This window comes from Pseudoduganella sp. jia 9 (assembly GCF_055502615.1).
In genome coordinates, this window is sequence record NZ_JBUPWE010000035.1 from 1 (window position 1) to 18,162 (window position 18,162).

13 protein-coding genes and 1 pseudogene are annotated in these 18,162 nt (G+C 62.6%); 8 read left to right on the forward strand and 6 right to left on the reverse strand.

Annotated elements, in window-relative coordinates:
* The first annotated feature begins 83 nt into the window (after window positions 1-83).
* The 4 genes from tnpA (at window position 84) to ACY34H_RS29670 (ending at window position 5,559) form a co-directional block, all read left to right on the forward strand.
* Window positions 84-443: an IS66-like element accessory protein TnpA gene (gene tnpA, locus ACY34H_RS29655; protein WP_464976077.1), complete on the forward strand. Its 360-nt coding sequence runs from the start codon at window positions 84-86 to the stop codon at window positions 441-443.
* Window positions 440-787, forward strand: coding sequence for an IS66 family insertion sequence element accessory protein TnpB (tnpB, locus tag ACY34H_RS29660; RefSeq protein WP_464976078.1), 348 nt, complete (start codon window positions 440-442; stop codon window positions 785-787). Before tnpA ends, tnpB begins: the two co-directional genes overlap by 4 nt.
* 30 nt (window positions 788-817) lie before the next feature.
* Entirely contained in the window at window positions 818-2,398 is a 1,581-nt protein-coding gene (gene tnpC, locus ACY34H_RS29665; RefSeq protein WP_464976079.1) for an IS66 family transposase, read from the forward strand.
* A gap of 377 nt (window positions 2,399-2,775) precedes the next feature.
* On the forward strand, window positions 2,776-5,559 hold the full coding sequence (locus ACY34H_RS29670; RefSeq protein WP_464981000.1) for a sensor histidine kinase: 2,784 nt from the start codon (window positions 2,776-2,778) through the stop codon (window positions 5,557-5,559).
* A 117-nt stretch (window positions 5,560-5,676) separates the two neighbouring features.
* Here ACY34H_RS29670 and ACY34H_RS29675 read toward each other — a convergent pair whose 3' ends face one another.
* The 3 genes from ACY34H_RS29675 to ACY34H_RS29685 are packed head-to-tail and all read right to left on the reverse strand — an operon-like array spanning window position 5,677 to window position 9,628.
* On the reverse strand, window positions 5,677-7,905 hold the full coding sequence (locus ACY34H_RS29675; RefSeq protein ID WP_464981001.1) for a xanthine dehydrogenase family protein molybdopterin-binding subunit: 2,229 nt from the start codon (window positions 7,903-7,905) through the stop codon (window positions 5,677-5,679).
* Complete coding sequence (locus ACY34H_RS29680; RefSeq protein WP_464981002.1) at window positions 7,902-8,366, reverse strand: (2Fe-2S)-binding protein; 465 nt, start codon at window positions 8,364-8,366, stop codon at window positions 7,902-7,904. The genes ACY34H_RS29675 and ACY34H_RS29680 overlap by 4 nt, the downstream gene beginning before the upstream one ends.
* Window positions 8,363-9,628, reverse strand: a complete 1,266-nt coding sequence (locus ACY34H_RS29685) for a c-type cytochrome (protein ID WP_464981003.1) — start codon at window positions 9,626-9,628, stop codon at window positions 8,363-8,365. The genes ACY34H_RS29680 and ACY34H_RS29685 overlap by 4 nt, the downstream gene beginning before the upstream one ends.
* A gap of 287 nt (window positions 9,629-9,915) precedes the next feature.
* Here ACY34H_RS29685 and ACY34H_RS29690 point away from each other — a divergent pair.
* Window positions 9,916-10,341: pseudogene (locus ACY34H_RS29690) on the forward strand (NAD(P)-binding protein); the annotation flags it as partial.
* 62 nt (window positions 10,342-10,403) lie between these two features.
* A complete protein-coding gene (locus ACY34H_RS29695; RefSeq protein ID WP_464981004.1) occupies window positions 10,404-11,075 on the forward strand; it encodes an FAD binding domain-containing protein in 672 nt (223 codons plus the stop codon).
* On the opposite strand, the gene ACY34H_RS29700 is transcribed toward ACY34H_RS29695, so the two are convergent.
* A complete protein-coding gene (locus ACY34H_RS29700) occupies window positions 11,062-11,970 on the reverse strand; it encodes a LysR family transcriptional regulator (RefSeq protein WP_464981005.1) in 909 nt (302 codons plus the stop codon). The genes ACY34H_RS29695 and ACY34H_RS29700 overlap by 14 nt on opposite strands.
* Window positions 11,971-12,079: 109 nt before the next feature.
* Between ACY34H_RS29700 and ACY34H_RS29705 the strand changes: the two genes are divergently transcribed.
* Window positions 12,080-13,177: an alkene reductase gene (locus ACY34H_RS29705; RefSeq protein ID WP_464981006.1), complete on the forward strand. Its 1,098-nt coding sequence runs from the start codon at window positions 12,080-12,082 to the stop codon at window positions 13,175-13,177.
* A gap of 1,842 nt (window positions 13,178-15,019) precedes the next feature.
* Complete coding sequence (locus ACY34H_RS29710; RefSeq protein WP_464981007.1) at window positions 15,020-15,286, forward strand: helix-turn-helix transcriptional regulator; 267 nt, start codon at window positions 15,020-15,022, stop codon at window positions 15,284-15,286.
* 9 nt (window positions 15,287-15,295) lie between these two features.
* Here ACY34H_RS29710 and ACY34H_RS29715 read toward each other — a convergent pair whose 3' ends face one another.
* Both ACY34H_RS29715 and ACY34H_RS29720 read right to left on the reverse strand, forming a co-directional pair.
* Window positions 15,296-16,492 (reverse strand): tyrosine-type recombinase/integrase, encoded by a 1,197-nt coding sequence (locus ACY34H_RS29715; protein ID WP_464981008.1) that lies wholly within the window; start codon window positions 16,490-16,492, stop codon window positions 15,296-15,298.
* A gap of 340 nt (window positions 16,493-16,832) precedes the next feature.
* The gene (locus tag ACY34H_RS29720) at window positions 16,833-18,044 is read right to left on the reverse strand and encodes an ISL3 family transposase (RefSeq protein ID WP_464975433.1); all 1,212 of its coding nucleotides are present in this window, start codon (window positions 18,042-18,044) and stop codon (window positions 16,833-16,835) included.
* Window positions 18,045-18,162 lie beyond the last annotated feature (118 nt).

Consider the following 18,162-nt stretch of genomic DNA (forward strand, 5'->3'; position numbering starts at 1 on the left):
GTAAGCGTACAGCCTGCACCGTCTAGACACTGAATAGCACCAGTTGCCAAGATAGTCCCCACTAAATTTTGGTGGAGACTATCTTGGAGAGTGAGGTCAAACCCGGCAGGCGCCGACGCAGTACGAACTACCCACTGGAGTTCAAGCGGAAGTTGGCGCAACAGGCGTGCGAACCCGGTGTGTCGGTTGCACAGCTGGCTCTGCAGCATCAGTTGAATTCGAATATGGTGTTCAAATGGCGGCGCCAATTGCGCGCCGGCCTGTTCGATCAACCGGGGCTGGTTGCGGTGACATTGGCGCCAGTGATACCGCCACGGCTTGGTGTGAGCGATCAGCGCTGCGAAGGCGTGATCGAAATCCGGCTGGGCAATGCGACGATGCGGATCGAAGGTCGGCCCGATCCAGCAACGCTGGCAGTGGTCCTGGAAGGGCTACGCCGATGATCGGCCTGCCCGCAGGAACACGTATCTGGCTCGCGGCCGGCGTGACCGATATGCGTTCCGGCTTCAACGGTTTGGCCTCAAAAGTGCAGACTGCCTTGGAGGAAGATCCGTACAGCGGCCATGTGTTTGTTTTCCGCGGCCGGCGCGGCGATCTCATTAAAGTGCTGTGGTGGACTGGCGATGGCCTGTGCCTGCTGTGCAAGCGCCTCGAGAAGGGCCGCTTCATCTGGCCACAGGCCACGAGCGGTACCGTCACGCTGACACAGGCCCAACTCTCGATGCTGCTTGAAGGGATCGACTGGCGCCGGCCAGAACGGACTTGGCGACCGGAGTCGGCCTTGTAAACTTGCTATCGTCAGCGTAAACTTGGTCGCATGCTCAACGCCGCTGACCTGCCCGACGATATCGCTGCCTTGAAGGCCATGCTGCTGGCCAGCGAAGCGCGTGCTGCACGGATTGAAACATACGCAGAACAGAGCGAAGCGCGCTTGGCGCATTTGACCGCTGAACTGTCGAGGCGGGACGCCGAGATCGAGCACCTGAAGCTGGTCCTGGCCAAGCTCAAGCGCATGCAGTTTGGCCGCAGCTCTGAAAAGCTGGACCAGCAGATAGAGCAACTGGAACTGCAGCTGGAAGACCTGGAAGCGGAAGAAGCGGTCGCCGAGGCCCAGGCGCCTGCAGAGGTAGCGCCTCGCAAGAAAGCCGAACGCAAGCCGCTGCCACCACATCTGCCACGCGAAGAGCATGTGCACTCACCGGGCAATGATGCCTGCCCGGACTGCGGCGGCCACCTGAAGTATCTGGGTGAAGACGTCTCGGAGCAACTGGAGTACGTGCCGGCCAGTTTCCGCGTGATCCGCCACGTACGTCCCAAGCTGGCCTGTGCCTGCTGCGATACGATCGTGCAAGCACAGGCAGCAAGCCGGCCGATCGAGCGCGGCATCGCCGGTCCTGGACTGCTGGCCCATGTGCTGGTAGCGAAGTATGCCGACCACCTGCCGCTGTATCGCCAAAGCGTGATCTACGGCCGTGAAGGCGTGGAGCTTGAGCGCAGTCTACTGGCCAACTGGATCGGTGCCGCCAGCATGCTGCTGCGTCCCCTGATCGATGCCCTGCGCCGCTATGTTTTTGCCGGCACTAAACTGCATGCCGACGATACGCCACTACCGGTACTGGCGCCAGGCAACGGCAAAACGCGCACGGCACGCTTGTGGACTTACGTGCGCGACGACCGCGCCGGCGGTGACGACACGCCACCGGCAGTATGGTTTGCATACTCACCCGACCGCAAAGGCGAACATCCGCAGGCGCACCTGGCCAACTTCAACGGCGTGCTGCAGGCCGACGCTTACGCCGGCTTCAATGCGGTCTACGACACTGGCCGCGTGATCGAAGCAGCATGCTGGGCACACGCGCGACGTAAGTTTTACGACCTGCATGCGGCGCGCCCGACACCGCTGACCACCGAAGCGCTGCGCCGGATCGGCGAGCTGTATGCCATCGAAGAATCCATCCGCGGCAAGCCGCCCGACGAACGTCGTGTCACCCGCCAGCAGCAAGCGAAACCGCTGCTCGACGACCTGGAGCGCTGGCTGCACGCCACGCTCGCTACGCTGTCGCGTAAATCCGATACGGCGGCAGCGATCCTGTATGCCCTCAAGCTGTGGCCGGCACTGATCCGCTATGCCGACGATGGCCGCATCGAAATCGACAACTCGGCCGCCGAACGCGCGCTGCGCGGCGTCGCGCTGGGCCGGCGCAACTTCCTATTTGCCGGCGCCGACAGCGGTGGCGAACGCGCCGCTGCCATGTATGGGCTGATCGGAACGGCCAGGCTGAACGGCATCGACCCCGAAGCCTGGTTGCGCCACGTGCTGACGCATATCGCCGATCATCCTGTGAACCGCGTCGACGACTTCCTGCCCTGGAACTGTGCCGCCAAACTGGCCGGCTGAACTCCGCTTCCCAGCGGTGTGGCAAACATCATCTCGCTTTCCATCTGACGGCTCAAGACGGTGCTGAACAGACGCTTACGATACGCCTCAGTCGTCCTAAGCATCCATGCCCGACCTTTCGGTTGACTCACAAGACCGCGCCGCGTGGGATATCTACTTCGCTCAGGCACCACTCAACAGTTACACTTGTAACCTTGCAACTTAAGGGAGGGAGAATGCTGGGGTGCCGTTTAGTACTGCTGGGGCTTTTGCTACTGTGCGAACTCACGTTGAGTCGCGTCGCCCTCGCCGGGCCGCCAACGTTCGAGCGCCGTGTCTGGGGGCAGGCAGATGGGGCTCCTCCGTTAGCGTATGGAATTGCGCAGGACGGTGACGGGATGCTGTGGTTTCCGACGGTAGCTGGCCTCTACAATTTCGACGGAGCCCGCTTTACGCAGGTCTCATCCGTATACGGTCATGCGCTGCAGTCGAACAACCTCATTTCGATCGCCGCCACACGCGACGGCCTAGCTGTTGGCTACCAGTTTGGAGGCGTCTCTGTATTTACGCGTAGTGAAGTGCGGCATTATGGTAGCAAGGACGGGCTTCCACCAGGCTCGGTCGAATCATTGCTTGTAGATAAATCGGGCAGACTGTACGCCAATACGGGGACCCAGTTTTCACGGCTCGATAACGATACCGGCAAGTGGATGCAACTGCTGAAGGCAGCAGTGCACAAAAGAGATATACATTGGGAAGGAGCAGACGATAACGGGACTGTGTGGATCACCGATAGGGCCAATAAGAAACTGTATGCATTGGCGCAAGGCACTGAGTCATTTCGCGAGATTGCGTCGTTACGCGGTTCACCGTATCTCTCGATCATCAAGGGCAAAGTGATGGTCCATACAGGCAAAGGAGAAGTGACCAAATTTTCACTAGCGGACACCTCAGTTGTGGCGAAAGTCGACGCCAACGCAGGATTGACTGACAGTCCTATTGAAGGACCCGACGGCACGTGGTGGGCGTGGTTGAGAGGAGGCACCTCATTGCTGCGTGCTGGAGACGACGGTGTGTTGCGCGTAGCCCAGGAGTTCGAAGGCGGCAGCTTGCCTGGCAAGTTGTTCGTTCGCTCGCTCGTGGACCGAGAGAACAATCTGTGGGTCTCGACGTTAGAAGGTGTGGAGCGGTATCGTGTACACCGCCTGCACACACTACAGCTTCCATCTGGGGCCGTTGATCTTCATGTCGGCCAAGGTCTTGCCGATGAGATGTTGGTGACGAGCCGTGACGAGAAACCGGTTCAGCGTTGGTCAGGCAATCGATTATTGCCATTACCGGGTGTGCAAGGCATTTCTGCAATATACAAGCAGAGTGCCGGCAGCATCTGGCTAGGCGGTTCCGCAGGGATTTTCCACCTCACCAACAGCGGTATGCGTGATTGGCCGTTACCGAGCCAGATTAAGCCAAATACGTGGGTGCAAAGCATCGTTACCGATAATGCCGGGGCTGTTCTAGTGTCTTTCGTTCGGAACGGCCTCTATCGTCTTCTCGACGGTAGGTGGACGAAGGTGGAATCTAGTAAGGTTGAAAACGAGACACCCATCTCCATGCATACAGGAGCGTCGGGGCGTACTTATCTTGGGTATACCCAGGGCCGATTGGCTGAACTCACTCCGAGCGGACTACGGATGATTTCGACCGCGCTGAGTGAATCGGTTGGGAACATTTTGAGTTTGATGGAGCACGACGGGAACTTGTTTGCCAGCGGTGACCAAGGCGTCATTTTGCATCGGAACGGTATAGCGTACTCTTTGCAGCCACGCCGTATGGGATCGTTCTCTGGGGTGTCAGGAATGGTGATCGACCGGAGCGGCGCCCTATGGCTGCATGGCACCAAGGGCCTCTTCCATGTGCCCTCGCAAGCGCTGAGTAAATTTCTGAGCGACCCACACAATCCGGTCGATTGGGAAGTATTTAATTTTGAAGATGGGCTGCGTGGCCAAGTTGCCCAGATCAGACCACTACCTTCGCTGACTCTTGCGAACGATGGCAAGGTCTACTATGCGACATCGTCACAGGTTGGCTGGATTGACCCTTCTGCGATCCGCCGCAATCAACTGGCGCCAACAGTAATTGTTACTTCAGTACGCTTCGGCGATACAAGCGTGCCTGCAAAATCCAACATGCAGATACCCGCTGCCACCACTAGTCTTGACATCAATTTCACAGCTACAGCACTCTCGATTCCCGAACGCGTACAGTTTCGCTACCGCCTACATGGTGTAGACCAAGACTGGCAGCAACCAGGACCGGAACGGGCGGCCCGATATACTAACCTTGGTCCTGGCTCATATCGTTTTCAAGTGAAGGCAGCTAACGAGGACGGTGTGTGGAACAACACCGGCGCTTCCCTGGAATTCGAGATTGCTCCTACCATATGGCAGACTTACTGGTTCCGCGCCATCGCTCTTGCCCTGCTCGTGTCGTTGCTCGTTGCGCTGTATCGGTGGCGCATCGCCGCGGTAGCACGCCGATCTGCAGAGAAAAGTGCGGCACGCGTGGAAGAGCGCGAACGCATAGCTCGCAGCCTGCATGACAATCTTCTGCAGGGAGTTCAGGGGTTGATCCTTAGTTGTCATGCGATTCTCATGCGGATGCCCACGGGTACACCGGAAGAAAAACAGCTGGGCCAAGCGCTGGCCAGAGCAGATCTGATGATCGAGGAAACCCGTGACGAAGTGATGGACCTGCGCAGCGAGTCAGCACAGCACGATCTTGCGAGCAGATTGCAGCGGTCGATTGCGAAGCTCGGGCCAGATACTGAAGACCGGGTGAAGTTGGAATTGACCGGTAGCATCGACCGACTCGACTCCGCCGTGGCTAGTGAGATCTTCTATGTTCTGCAAGAAGCGATTGCCAACGGCATCCAGCATTCCGGCGCAAGGCAGATACGCGTCGTTGTCGATGCATCCGAGTCGGGCCTGCGCGGTCTCGTGAAAGACGACGGTCGTGGTATGGCCCCCAGCGTTATTGAAATGGGCAAGGTTGGCCATTGGGGGCTCATTGGAATGCGCGAACGTGTACACCGATTGAATGGGGCGTTAGCGATCGAAAGCGTACTTGGTGCTGGCACCACTGTCACGATCACGGTCCCGGCTCGATTCGCATATGGTGTTTAGTTCGGGGGACCGTATGTCCGCGTCCGCCCCGGCCGGAAGCGGACGTACGCGACAGCGGTCGGAGTGCTAGAACGATTATCGAAGATGACGGCCGGATGGCCGCCGTTTTTGCATCGGTCAACTGGCCGCCAGGAGCGGCGAGTGGAATGCGCGCTTCCCGGCAGCGTGCGCGAAGGCATTGGCCAGCGCGGCCGCCATCGGTCCCTGCGCCGCCTCGGCGACCCCGAGAAAGGGCTGCCCCGGCTGGTCAAGCAATGCGATATCGATCCTGCGCGGCACGCCGGAAAAGCGCAGGATCGGATAGGTCGCCCAGTCGAAGCTCTTCACGCCATCCTCGCCGTAGCGCAGCGCTTCGAGCAGCGTCCAGCTGGTGGACTGGATGATGCCGCCCTCCAGCTGGTTCCTGGCCCCGTCCGGATTGACGACCTGCCCGCAATCCGCGGCCGCCGATACCTTGAGCACGTGGACCTCATGCTTGTCCTCATCAAAGAAGATCTCGATGGCGATCGCTACGTAAGCCATCGTGTTCTTGTACTGGCCGAAGCCGAAACCGGTCCCATGCCCGGGCCGCGCGGACTGTTGGCCCGACCAGCCGAACCGATGTGCCGCACTGCGTATCACGGCCTGCGCGCGTGGCTGCGCAGCAAGGTGCGCAAGACGAAACTGCACCGTATCGAGGCGCGCCAGCGCGGCCAGCTGGTCCATCGTGCTTTCGATTGCAAGGATATTGAGATGCGCGCCCAGCGAGCGCATCGCCGACGTGCGCAGCGGCGTGACGGGCAGGAAGTGGTTCACCACCCGTATGTTCGGCACTTCGTACAGCGGCAGCGCATTCCGGTCGCCGCCGCCCTCCGGTTGTGGCATGGGAAGGGAGGGCGACGGCACGAACGGCCTGGCCAGCAGTTGCGCAGGCAGCAGCTTGCCTGCGTTCCCGGGCCTTTCGTTATGCGAGCCGCTCCACACCGCGTATTGCCAGTAGTCGATCCGGTTGTCCGGGCCCAGGGCGGCGACGACCGTGCTCACCATGGCGGGGGCGAACGGCTCCCACAGGTTTTCCTGGTCCCGCATCAGCTGCACCCGGACCGGCCGGCCGGGTACCTCGCGGGCCAGCAGTGCCGCATCGGCCGCGACATCGTCGGCGCCGTTCTGCCCGTAGCAGCCGGAACCCTCGGTATGGATGCAGTGCACGGCGTCGAGCTTCATCGCCAGCATTTCGGCAAGGGCCTGGCGCAGGGGGAATACGCCCTGGCTGTGCGTCCAGACGGTCATGCGCCAGGCGTCCAGGTGCGCCACCGCGCAAGATGGGCCGATCGAGCCGTGCAGCACGTACTGCCTGGTGTACCGGTTGCGGATCGTGCGCAACCCGGGGCGCAGCGCACCGCCGCGCTGCAGGATCGCCTCGTCCTGCGACGGAATACGCTGCAGGTAGTCATGGATCGTCGTCGGGCCGGGCAGCATTGTTCCCCCCTCCCATTTCGCGGTGGCTGTCAGCGCGTACATCGCCTGGATCGCATGCCATTCTTCCGCCGCGATGACGGCCAGGTAGTTGCCGTTGCGGACCACGGAGTGCACGCCCTTCATCTTCCTCACTGCTTCCACATCCACGCCGACCAGCTTCGTGCCGGGCCGCGGCGGGCGCACGACACGCGCATGCAGCATGCCCGGCAGCCGCAGGTCCTGCACATAGGCCTGGCCGCCGGTCACCTTGGCCGGGATATCCACGCGCGGCACCGCCTTGCCGATGACCGAATACGTCGCCGGCGGCTTCAGTTCCGACACTTCGGACGCGGCGCGCCGCAGTGTGATGCCGGCAATCGCCTCGCCGTAGTGCATCGAACGGCCACCCGGCCCGCCGGCCCGGCCTTCGCGCAGCCGCACCTGGCGCGGTGCCACGCCCCAGCGGCGCGCGGCACCCTCGCGCAACAGCGTGGCCACCTGGGCGCTTGCGTGCAGCAGCGCCTTGCCGCTGTCGGCCATCGTGTGGCTGCCGGCGGTGAAGCCCTCGTTCGGCGTCAGGTCCGTGTCGCCGGCGATGAAGTGGATCTCCTGCAGGGGCAGCGCGAGCTGCTCGCAGGCGACCTGCATCAGCGCCGTGCGCACGCCCGTGCCGAGTTCCACCTTGCCGCTGCAGACGGTCACGCGGCCATCCGGCGCGATGCGGATCCAGGCGTCCAGCATGGGTGTGCGCTGCAGGCTGCCCGCCAGCTTCGGGTTGGCGACCGGTGGCACGCCCATGCCGTTGAATTCCGCGCGCGCCAGCGATGGCAGCAACGAGAACGCGACGACCAATGCGCCGCCCTCGAGGAATGCCCGGCGCCCCGTATTGACCTGGTTGTCGATGCTCATGGCTTGCCTCCATTGGCCGCGTCCTTGATGGCCGCGAAGATACGCGTGTGCGTGCCGCAGCGGCACAGGTTCGGCTCCATGTGCTCGCGGATCTGCTGGTCGGTCGGTTTCGGAATCCGGTCAAGCAGGGCCTGCGCGCGCATCAGCATCCCGGCGATGCAGTAGCCGCATTGGGCCGCCTGGTGCCGGATGAAGGCCGCCTGGAGCGGCCCCGGCGCGGTGGCTGTGCCCAGGCCCTCCACGGTGCGCACGGAGCGCCCCTCCAGCGTGGCCAACGGCGCTAAGCACGAGAACACGGCTTCGCCATCAACGATCACGGTACAGGCGCCGCACTGGCCCATGCCGCAACCGAATTTCGCGCCGTTCAGTCTCCCTTCGTTGCGCAGCACGTAGAGCAGCGGCGTGTCGGGGTCGGAGGAAAACCGCGTTGCGCGGCCGTTCAGCTTCAGGTTGGTGGTCATGGTCGAAGTTCCTTGCGAATGGCTGCGCTTTGCCTGGCGACGTCTTGCCATGCTCCCTGTTCGTCCAGGTCCTGGCGCAGGTATGCGGCCAGGCTGGCGATCTGCTGGTCGGTCAAGGCCGGCGCGAACGTCGGCATGTACACGGCGGAGCCGCTGTTCCACGGGATGCCCGCGAGGACGGTCTGCACGAAATTGACCGGCGTATCGGACAGCAGGGCGCTGCTTTGGGCAAGCGCGGGGCGGCCGCCGATCCGCATCATAGCGGCCGGCGCGGCATGGCAGCTTGCGCAGGCGGCGGCGAAGATGATCCTGCCCTGGGCGATGGTGCTTCCCGCCGATGCCGCCGCGATCGACGTCTCGCCCGATCCTGTCGTCGGGGCTTCCTGGATGCTCATCAGGTACCTGGCCATGGCTACCGCATCCTCGCGCGGCACTTCGGCCAGCCGCTCGGCCACGGGTCGCATCGGCCCTTTGGCCGCGCCATGCCCGAGAGCCAGGCCGCCGTGCAGGTAGTCGGCAAGCTGCTGCCCGGACCAGGGGTTGCGCCCTCGCGCGAGCCGCGTCAGTGCCGGCGCATGCCAGCCGTCGATCTCGCCGCCGCCGAACGCCGGCTTGCGCTCCCCGCCCAGCGAATTCAGGCCGCTGTGGCAGGAAGCGCAGTGCCCGAGGGTGTCGACGAGGTAGCGGCCGCGCTCGATCGTCGTGCCATCCCGCGGCGCTTCCGCGCCGGTGCCGGGCGTGAGGAACAGCACGTTCCAGAACGCCAGCAGCGGCCGGAAGTTCAACGGAAAGACGAGGTCATTCTTCGGCGGGGCGTAGCGCACGGCCGGCCTGCTCATCAGGTATGCGTACGCCAGGCCGATGTCGCGGTCGCTCATGCGCGTGTAGTGCGTATACGGAAAGGCCGGGTAAAGCAGGTGGCCATCGCTGGCGATGCCGCGGCGCAGTGCGCGCGTGAAGGCGGCCTGGGTCCAGCGCCCGATGCCCGTCTCGGCATCCGGCGTGATGTTGGTGCTGTAGATGGTGCCGAACGGCGTCTTCAGCGGCAGCCCGCCCGCATACGCCCTTCCGGTGGTCGAAGTATGGCAAACCATGCAGTCGCCAAGCGCGACGATGCGCCGTCCTTCCTCCAGCACTTGGGCGGATTCCGCGGGCAATTGCGCGGCCGCGGCGGGCATCGGCGGCTCGCGGCTCCAGCCATATAACAGTGCGAGGATCGCGCCCGCGCCCAGCAGCCCGGTGACAATCAGTCTGGTCTTCATGTGTCTTCCTGGTGGTGGCGGATACCGTCGTTCCGAAGGTTATGGCCGTCCGAAAAATTATGGGATAACGCCCCGCGCCTGGCCTCCACCCTTTGGCCAGCGCGCGACTAGGCGATACAGGGAATCGGACGCGTGTCCCGGCGCTTAAACTGCGCCAGGCGATGTGGATTCTGACAGCGGGCGGCAGCTCCGGCTTTGCAGGATCGGCAAAGGCCTTTTGCGCCGTGCCGCCATTGCCGAACGCGGCCGCCCGCCCTACCTTGACGCCAACAATGAAAGGAAGTGCGATGAACGAGGAAGCGAAAACGGATGGCCGCAAGGCCGTCGTCATCGGGGGCTCCATCGGCGGGCTGACCACAGCGGCACTGCTGCGCCGGGAAGGATGGAACGTGGAAGTCTTCGAGCGCTCGCCTTCCGACCTGTCCAGGCGGGGCGGCGGGCTGGTGCTGCAGGGCGACATGCTGCGTGCCCTGCACCAGGCCGATATCGGCTGGCACGGCACACCCGGTGTAACGACGGTCGACCGCATCTTCCTCGACCAGGACGACAACGTAATCCGGCGGCTGCACATGCCGCAGACGCAGACCTCGTGGAATGCGCTGTATGGCGTGCTGAGGGATGCCCAGCCGGCAGTGCACGCCGGTCTTGCATTGACGGACTACGAAGAGCTGTCCGACATGGTGACCGCGCAGCTGTCAGATGGACGGGAAGTGCGTGCCGATCTGCTGGTCGGCGCCGACGGCGCCCGCTCGCAGGTGCGCAGGTGCGCAGGCGGATGTTCCCCGATCTCCTGCCGCGCTATGCGGGCTACGTGGCCTGGCGCGGCCTGGTGCCGGAAACGGAACTGCCGGAAGCGTTGCGGGACCGACTCGACCACACGTTCGTGTTCCAGCAAGGGGAGCAGCACATGTTCCTTACCTATCCCGTGCCGGGCACGGACGGAGCCACCGGCCTTGGCGAACGGCGCTGGAACTGGGTGTGGTACCGGCCGGTGGCCGCCGGCGCGATGCTTCATGCAATCCTGACCGACAGGGATGGCCGGCAGCACGAGACGTCGCTGCCGCCCGGTGCCATGACGCGCGAAACGGCGCAGGGATTACGCGCGGAAGCAGGCTCCATCCTGGCGCCTTCGCTGCGGGCGCTGGTCGAGGCGACCGCGCAACCGTTCGTCCAGGCGATCGTCGATTTCCAGGCACCGGCATTGCGGGATGGGCGCGTGCTCCTGCTGGGCGACGCCGCGGCAGTCATCCGGCCGCATACCGCCAGCGGTACCGGCAAGGCGGCGGCGGATGCGATGGCGCTGGCCCATGCGCTGCGCGAGGGTTACTCCGACAGCCGGCTGGACGCCTGGGAAGGCGTGCGCCTGGCGGCGGCCCGCGAGCTGGGGCAATGGGGCATGGAACTCGGCGCCGGCATCATGGGCAGCCGATCCCTCACGAATCCTTGAGACGCTCGGCAATGAAGTCGACGAATGCGCGCACCTTGCCGGAGCCGCGCCGGCTCGGCTGGTAAACGGCGAACACGCCCACGTCCATCGGGCCCGGGTTGCTTTCGAAGTCCGCCAGCAAGGCGGCCAGCCTGCCTTCCTCCACGTCTGCGCTGACCAGCCAGTCGGGCAGCAGCGCGACGCCCGCGCCATCGAGCGCCGCCTGGCGTAGCACGTCCGAACTGTTGGCGACCAGCCTGCCCCGCACCGCGATCTCGAGGATCTCGCCATCCTTCAGGAAGCGCCATCCCGGCCGGCGCAACAAGCCCGTGTACGCGAAGCGCAGGCATTCGTGCCGGAGCAGGTCCGCGGGCACTTGCGGGGTGCCGCAGCGTTCGAGATAGGAAGGACTGGCGCATACGATGCGCCGGTGACCGGCGAGCCGCCTGGCCACCAGGTCCGGCTGGCTGGCCGCGGCGCCGATGCGGATCGCCACGTCGATCGCCTCTCCCACCATGTCCGACAGCGCGTCGGATACCACCAGTTCCAGTTCCAGCCGCGGATGGCGCAGTTGGAGCTCGGCCAGGTGCGGCGCGATGTACAGCCGGGCAAAGGCGACCGGCGCGCTCACCCTCAGCAGCCCTTGCGGCCCCGAGTGGGCAGAACCCGCGGCGTCGTCGGCCTCTTCGATGCTAGCCAGGATGGCCTGCGCCCTCACGAAATATTCGGCGCCGGCCTCGGTCAACGTGACCTGGCGCGTCGACCGGTTCAGCAACGGAGCGCCCAGCCGCGCCTCGAGGCCGTCGACGAGGCGCGCGACCGTGGACGGTACCAGCCCGAGCAGCCTGCCCGCGGCGGAAAAGCCGCCGCTCGTGGCAACGGCGCAGAAGGCATTAAGTTCCGAAAAGCGGTCCATCGATTCCTTTGCGAATTGGGCAAAGCCCCTTTGCGGCCGGGCTGGATTATCACCACCTCATGCTGCGGCTACGATGCCTCATCGACAGCAAACACTCAAGGAGCAAACGATGAAAGCCATTTTGCAACCCGCGATGTTCGGCGGCCTCGCCCTTGGCAACCGCGTCGCCATGGCGCCGGTGACGCGCAGCCGTGCGGGCGGGGACGGGGTACCCGATGACCTCGCCGCACAATACTATCAACAACGCGCATCCGCCGGCCTCCTCATTTCGGAGGCCACCAATGTCTCCCCCATGTCGGCGGCGTTCGAGCTGGCGCCGGGCATCCACACACCGGAACAGGTGGCAGGATGGCGGCGCGTCGCGGCGGCCGTCCACCGGGATAGCGGCAAGCTGTTCATGCAACTGTGGCACAGCGGGCGCGTCAGCTCCTATGCGCTGCTCGGCGGCGCGGCGCCGCTGTCGCCATCGGGCGTTAACGACGACCTGCACCTGCTGCAGGTATACGGCATGCTGCGCAACGGCCAGTACACGCGCATCGCTGCCTCGCCGTCGCGCGCCATGGAGCGCGAAGAGATCTTCAGCGCCGTCCGGACATTCGGCATGGGGGCAGCCAACGCGCTCGATGCCGGGCTCGATGGCGTGGAGATCCACGCGGCCAACGGCTACCTGCCGCAGCAGTTCCTGTCGCCCCTTGTGAACCGGCGCACCGACGACTTCGGCGGCCGCATCAAGAACCGCGTGAGGTTCCTGCGCCTGGTGATCGAGTCGGTGATGCTGTCGTTCCCCGCCTCGCGCATCGGCGTGCGCATCTCGCCGTTCGCGTTGTACAACAATGCCGGCGACCCTGCGCTGGCCGATACCTACGGCTACCTGCTGCGCATGCTCGAAGAGTACGGGGTCGGCTACGTCCACGCCGCCGACACGAATGCCTGGGGCGGCGAGCCGGACATGGATGAACTCCTGTCGCTTGTCCGCGCAAACTACAGCGGCTTCGTGATCGCCAATGGTGGCTTGAGCCCCGAGGCGGCCGACGGGCTGGTTCGCGACGGCCGGGCCGATATGGTGTCTTTCGGCCGGCAATTCATCGCCAACCCCGATCTAGTGCGCCGCATTGCCCAGGGCGGACCCTACAACGAGCCCGATCCGTTCACGTTCTATGGCGGGGGTGCCCGAGGCTATGTGGACTACCCGGCGCTTGCCGCGTGAAGCGTTATGGCGCTGGGGTGCTCGATTGGGCATGCGGGGGCTTACCCGACGTGCCCCAGGTCGTCGTAGCCACTGTCCGTGGCCACGGACGGCAAGCTGAGCGCTATCTCTTTACTACTTTCAGGGCGCCCCGCTATCCTCAGCGATGCGCCGATCGGGTCGGGGCGCTCGCGCATGCCAGCGATGACTTCCTGGGTAACTCCGCGCGCAGAGCGTTTTTGAGCAGGTATCCGTTGGCCCCAGCGTGGGTGGCGCGCAATGACCGCACGTCACCGGCTAGCGGCTATGAGCATCTGCGCCACCACGGAGCGAGCGCGTAGAGCAGGAACTCGATCACGTGAGCGGCGTCGGCGAGCCTTGTACGCCTCAACAAGAGTAACGAGCACGTCCAGGCGGCGGCCGCTCGGCCCACCCGCTTCCGATAGGGTACTTCACGGGCCGTATCGCTGCTGATACTGCTTTCTGCTTTGTCGCAGAAGTAGTGCCATGCTTTCCCTATGGCCGAGTTAGCGTATGACAGGATTTACGCGCGCCGAAAGGCCCCGTTACGCAACCGCAGGTTGCGTGGTGTGTGAGACCGCCCTCGGGGTCGCGGGGCCTCCCCGCGAATACCGTTGAGCAATCTGGCTAGGAAAATTGATGCACACGGGCATAGTTTTCAGTGCCTCGCTGCAAAACTGACCGCGGAAGTGACCGCTGACGACCACAAACCGTCCACGGGACGACCACAAATGTGGCCACACTCCGACCACGAAAGGTCACAGCGCGACCACAGCACGACCACAATGCGACAACGTTCAGACTACGTCCTAGCCGGGTGAACGTGTAGCAACGCTCGTAAATCCCGCAGAGCGAACATCGCTCGCATTAGGGGAAAAGCTCTCTTCCTTTGGAAAAATCGTTCGCTTGTAATCGTCGGAGAATTCAGAGCGAATCTTATCAAGACGATTCCCTCAGAATAGCTATTGCAGCTCACCGGCGAAGAGCGTTCGTCCCACCTTTTCCGAGAGCGCAGCAGCATGCGCAGCGCGGGGCGACGAGCCGAATAATGTGAATGCTGCGCCACGAACGCGTCTAAATACGCAGAAGCCCCGCACACACCTACCGGCTACCAGTGCGTCGAGCAATCCTGATCACCTGATATCGAAGTCGACGAACATAACGCGGTATCGACACCGGAATAAATTCCAGGAAAATCCCCGTTACCTAAGCCGTGGGCATTCGGCGCCGCATCATGCCACCGATCCCATTGATGCCAATCGTTCCCGAAGCAGCCTTCGCCAGGTCCCTGCGTCCAGGAAGCGCAATGCATGGAATCATCATGCAAGCTCGCAGACCGTGTTGACGACGGCGCGGCCGCCACATGCATGGCGTCTCCGCTCAACGTGGCCCTCGCATGAAACATGGCCTCTCCCGGTCTTAAGACTGATGGACCGTACCACTGAGGCCAATACCATCGTGGCGTCAACCAGCGCCTGATTTCAGCGATCGTGGCAAGCCTCTCTCTTCGTTCCCGCATCGCGTCTGCCAGCAGCACCTCGGCCACCGCTTCCGCAGCCTCTACGGATATCCGTCTGCGCTCAACCATGTCACCTCCCGGGCTGTCCATCCGGGTTGACCATCCGGCGGCCTGCGAGTTCCGCTGGATGAGTGCCACCTACGGCATCGAACGGTCCCGCACGCTGCTGGACGTCACTGAACCGGGCCGGATTCAATCCAGATCAGATTGCATCAAGAAGTTTCATGGTTGTATTTGATATACATCTGGACCGATGCCGATATCGCTCGCGCGGTCGGGCACGTGCTCTACGATCGAAGGACAGTCATCGGAGCTAGCACACCATGAAAACCCGCCCCCTCACCGAGCAGGATCTGAAGGTTCCTGGCCGCGTCATCATCAATCGCAGGCAGCTGCTGCGCAAAGTCCCGATGAGCGACCGCACCATTTTCGAAATGGAAAAGCGCGGCGAATTCCCGCAGCGCTTTTCCATCACGTCCCGCATGGTCGGCTGGGACTTGCAGGAAGTCGACGACTGGATCGCCCGCCAGCGCCAGGCAGCCCTGCCCCAATCAGCGCCGGGTCAACGATCGCGGGAACCAGCTATCTGACCGAGCAACCTACTCCGTCGCGGCAACCCACTGGTCGATCATATCGGCCCACTGCTGCATCATGTTCCGGCGCTGCTCCGAATACTCGGCCTTGTTGTACACCGCCCGCACACCCTTCTGCTCGTGCGCCAGGCACTTCTCGATCCAGTCGCTGTTGAAGCCCGCCTCGTGCAGCAGCGTTGACCCGGTGCGACGCAAATCGTGCGGCGAAAAATCGGTCATCATCACCCCATCCGCTTTCGCTGCCTCGACGACAGATCGCAGCACAAGATTCAAGGTCGCGCCGGCCATCGGCTTGTCCGGGTCATAGCGGGATGGCAGCAGATAGCGCGACCCGGCCGCACACGTCTTCAAAGCAATCAGCATGTCGAGCACCTGGTTCGACAAGTAGACATTATGTGGATTGCGCCGCTTCATCCGCACCCCGGGGATGGTCCAGACTCGATTGGCGAAATCGATCTCGGACCATGTAGCATCTGTCAGCTCCGACTTGCGCACCATCGTCAGCAGGAGCATGCGCGCAGCAATGCGGATCGTTGGCGCGCACTGCGTCCGGTCCAGGTAGCGATAGAACTGCTTGATCTCGTGCGTAGTCAGCGTACGGTCGCGCGGCTCGAACTTGGCGATCGATGCGGGCGGCACGCCATCGGCGGGATTGGGATGCTTCTCGCCTCGCTGGGCCGCATAGCGGAATACCAGCATAACGATCTCACGCGCATGCACCGCGACAGCGGGCGCCCCACGGGCGACGATGCGATCGCACAGCTGCCGTAACCCCTGCTCCGTGATCTCGTGCAGCAGTAGCGCACCGAACGGCTTGCGCAGGTCATGCTCGAAGACGAAACGGCGAGCGTCTTGCGTGGACTCCGCCATCTTGTACTTTTCAAGCCATTCCTCCGCCCACTCGCCGAATCGCAACTGGTCTTTTCGAAAGCCGATCGTTTCAGCTTTTATCCGCGCGGGCGAAATGCCTTCCGCTACCTGCTTCCGCGCCTTCATCAGTTGCTCTCTCGCGCCTGCCAATGTAAGTCCATCCGGACCGTAGCTACCCAGGACGAGCGTTTCCTGGCGCCCGTTGATCCGGTAGTTGTAGCGGAACGAAACACCTCCGCTCGGGCTCACCACGACATACATGCCATCGCGGTCCGCCACTTTGTAAGCCCGCTCCGCAGGCTTCAGGCTGCGCAGCTTTGCATCAGTCAGCATTACGCCCTCCTTCCAGTACCATCAGAACACAACAAAATCCAATCAGATCAACGGGTTACAGACATTGCACCGATATCGAAATGCTCGAAACACTTGTATTTGAGCGTTCCGATACCATCAAAGTTCCGGTACCATCACGTGGTCTAATTTGATCAATGAATCAGCGACTTACCGATGAATAGATACCATTGTCCCTGGTTCAGTTCGGTACTCGCTGATGGTACTGCGTGCTCGCTGGCAATGTTTCAAAAAAACGATACCAGCGTGATGCCCATCAATCGTGGCTGCTCGGGGCTGCGAGATATTGCTCGATCTGCCGAGTACGGGCATAAAAAAAGGTTCATCGCACTTTGCCGGGGAACGCATTCTTGATTTTCAAGAAGAAGTAGGATGCGTCCCGGAATCCGTAAGCCATGCGTTTGATCACTTTGATGCGATTGTTGACGCCTTCCAGGATGGATGAGTTCATCGGATAGATGGCCGAAGCCAAGATACCGCGCCGGTATTTGGCCAAGCGTTTAGCGAACTGGATCAGCGGTGCGATCTGGCTTTCCAGGGCGAGCTTGAGCCAGGTTTTCCATCGACGAGCACCTTCCCAGGCCGATGGCGCATACCAGATCTCTTTCAGTTCGGTCTTGAGCAGGTAGACCGTTGCCAAGGGCTGGTTGGCGGCGAGCAGTTCGTCAAGTTTGATCGCCTGGTCGGTTTTGAGATTGTCGCGATTACGCAGCAAAAGCCATCGGCTGCGCTTGATGACCTGACGGGCTTTTGGCTCTGCACGTAGTGCATTGGCTTGATCGACCCGTACCCGGTCAACGACTTCGCGGCCAAAACGGGCCACGACATGAAATAGGTCGTAGACCACCTCGGCATTGGGGCATTGCTGGCGCACTTCGAGATCCATAGCCGTGTTCATGTCCATCGCCACGGCTTCAATCCGCTGGCAGCCTTCCGGTCCCAGCATCTCGAAAAATGGCCGGATCGCTTCCCGGCTATTGCCTTCTCCAACCCACAATACGCGCATCCGTTCAGCATCGAGCGCGACAGTGGCATAGCGGTGTCCCTTGTGCAGGGCGAATTCGTCCATCACCAGGCGCCGTACACCCTCTGCTGAGAAGTCAGCATGCAAGTGCTTCAAGCGCCGATGATCGATCTCTTTGACGGTATGCCAGTGTAGGCCGGTCAGCCGGGCCACATGTGCTATCGGAAGCAGTTGCGCCAGCGCCTCGACCCACAGGCGCACACGATGCGTAATGCGTGAACGCCGGTCAAGCCAGACAATGTGCTCGGCAACCCGTGCATTACAGTGATGGCAGTCCAGTCGCCGCACTGGCACATCAAGCCAGACGCGTTTGTCCAGAATATCGCGGTCGCGCACCTTGCGTCTTCGGCGCTCATGCACCAAGGCGCAAGGCTGGCGGCACGACCCACACAAAGCATCACTTGTCGGACAGGGTTCGAGAACGATCAGCAGGGAACCGTCTTTCTGTTCTTGGACGGAGTCGAGAATATGGCCTTCCCAAAACGGGAGAGACGACATAGCATTGAGCATGGCGGTGGTTTGAAAGATTGACTTGTTTGGCGACTATCAATCTACCAACTTCAGACCCCCGCCACCACTTCCTGCTCAGATCGTCAATCCCGTCTTCCCCCATTCCCCGCGAAGAACC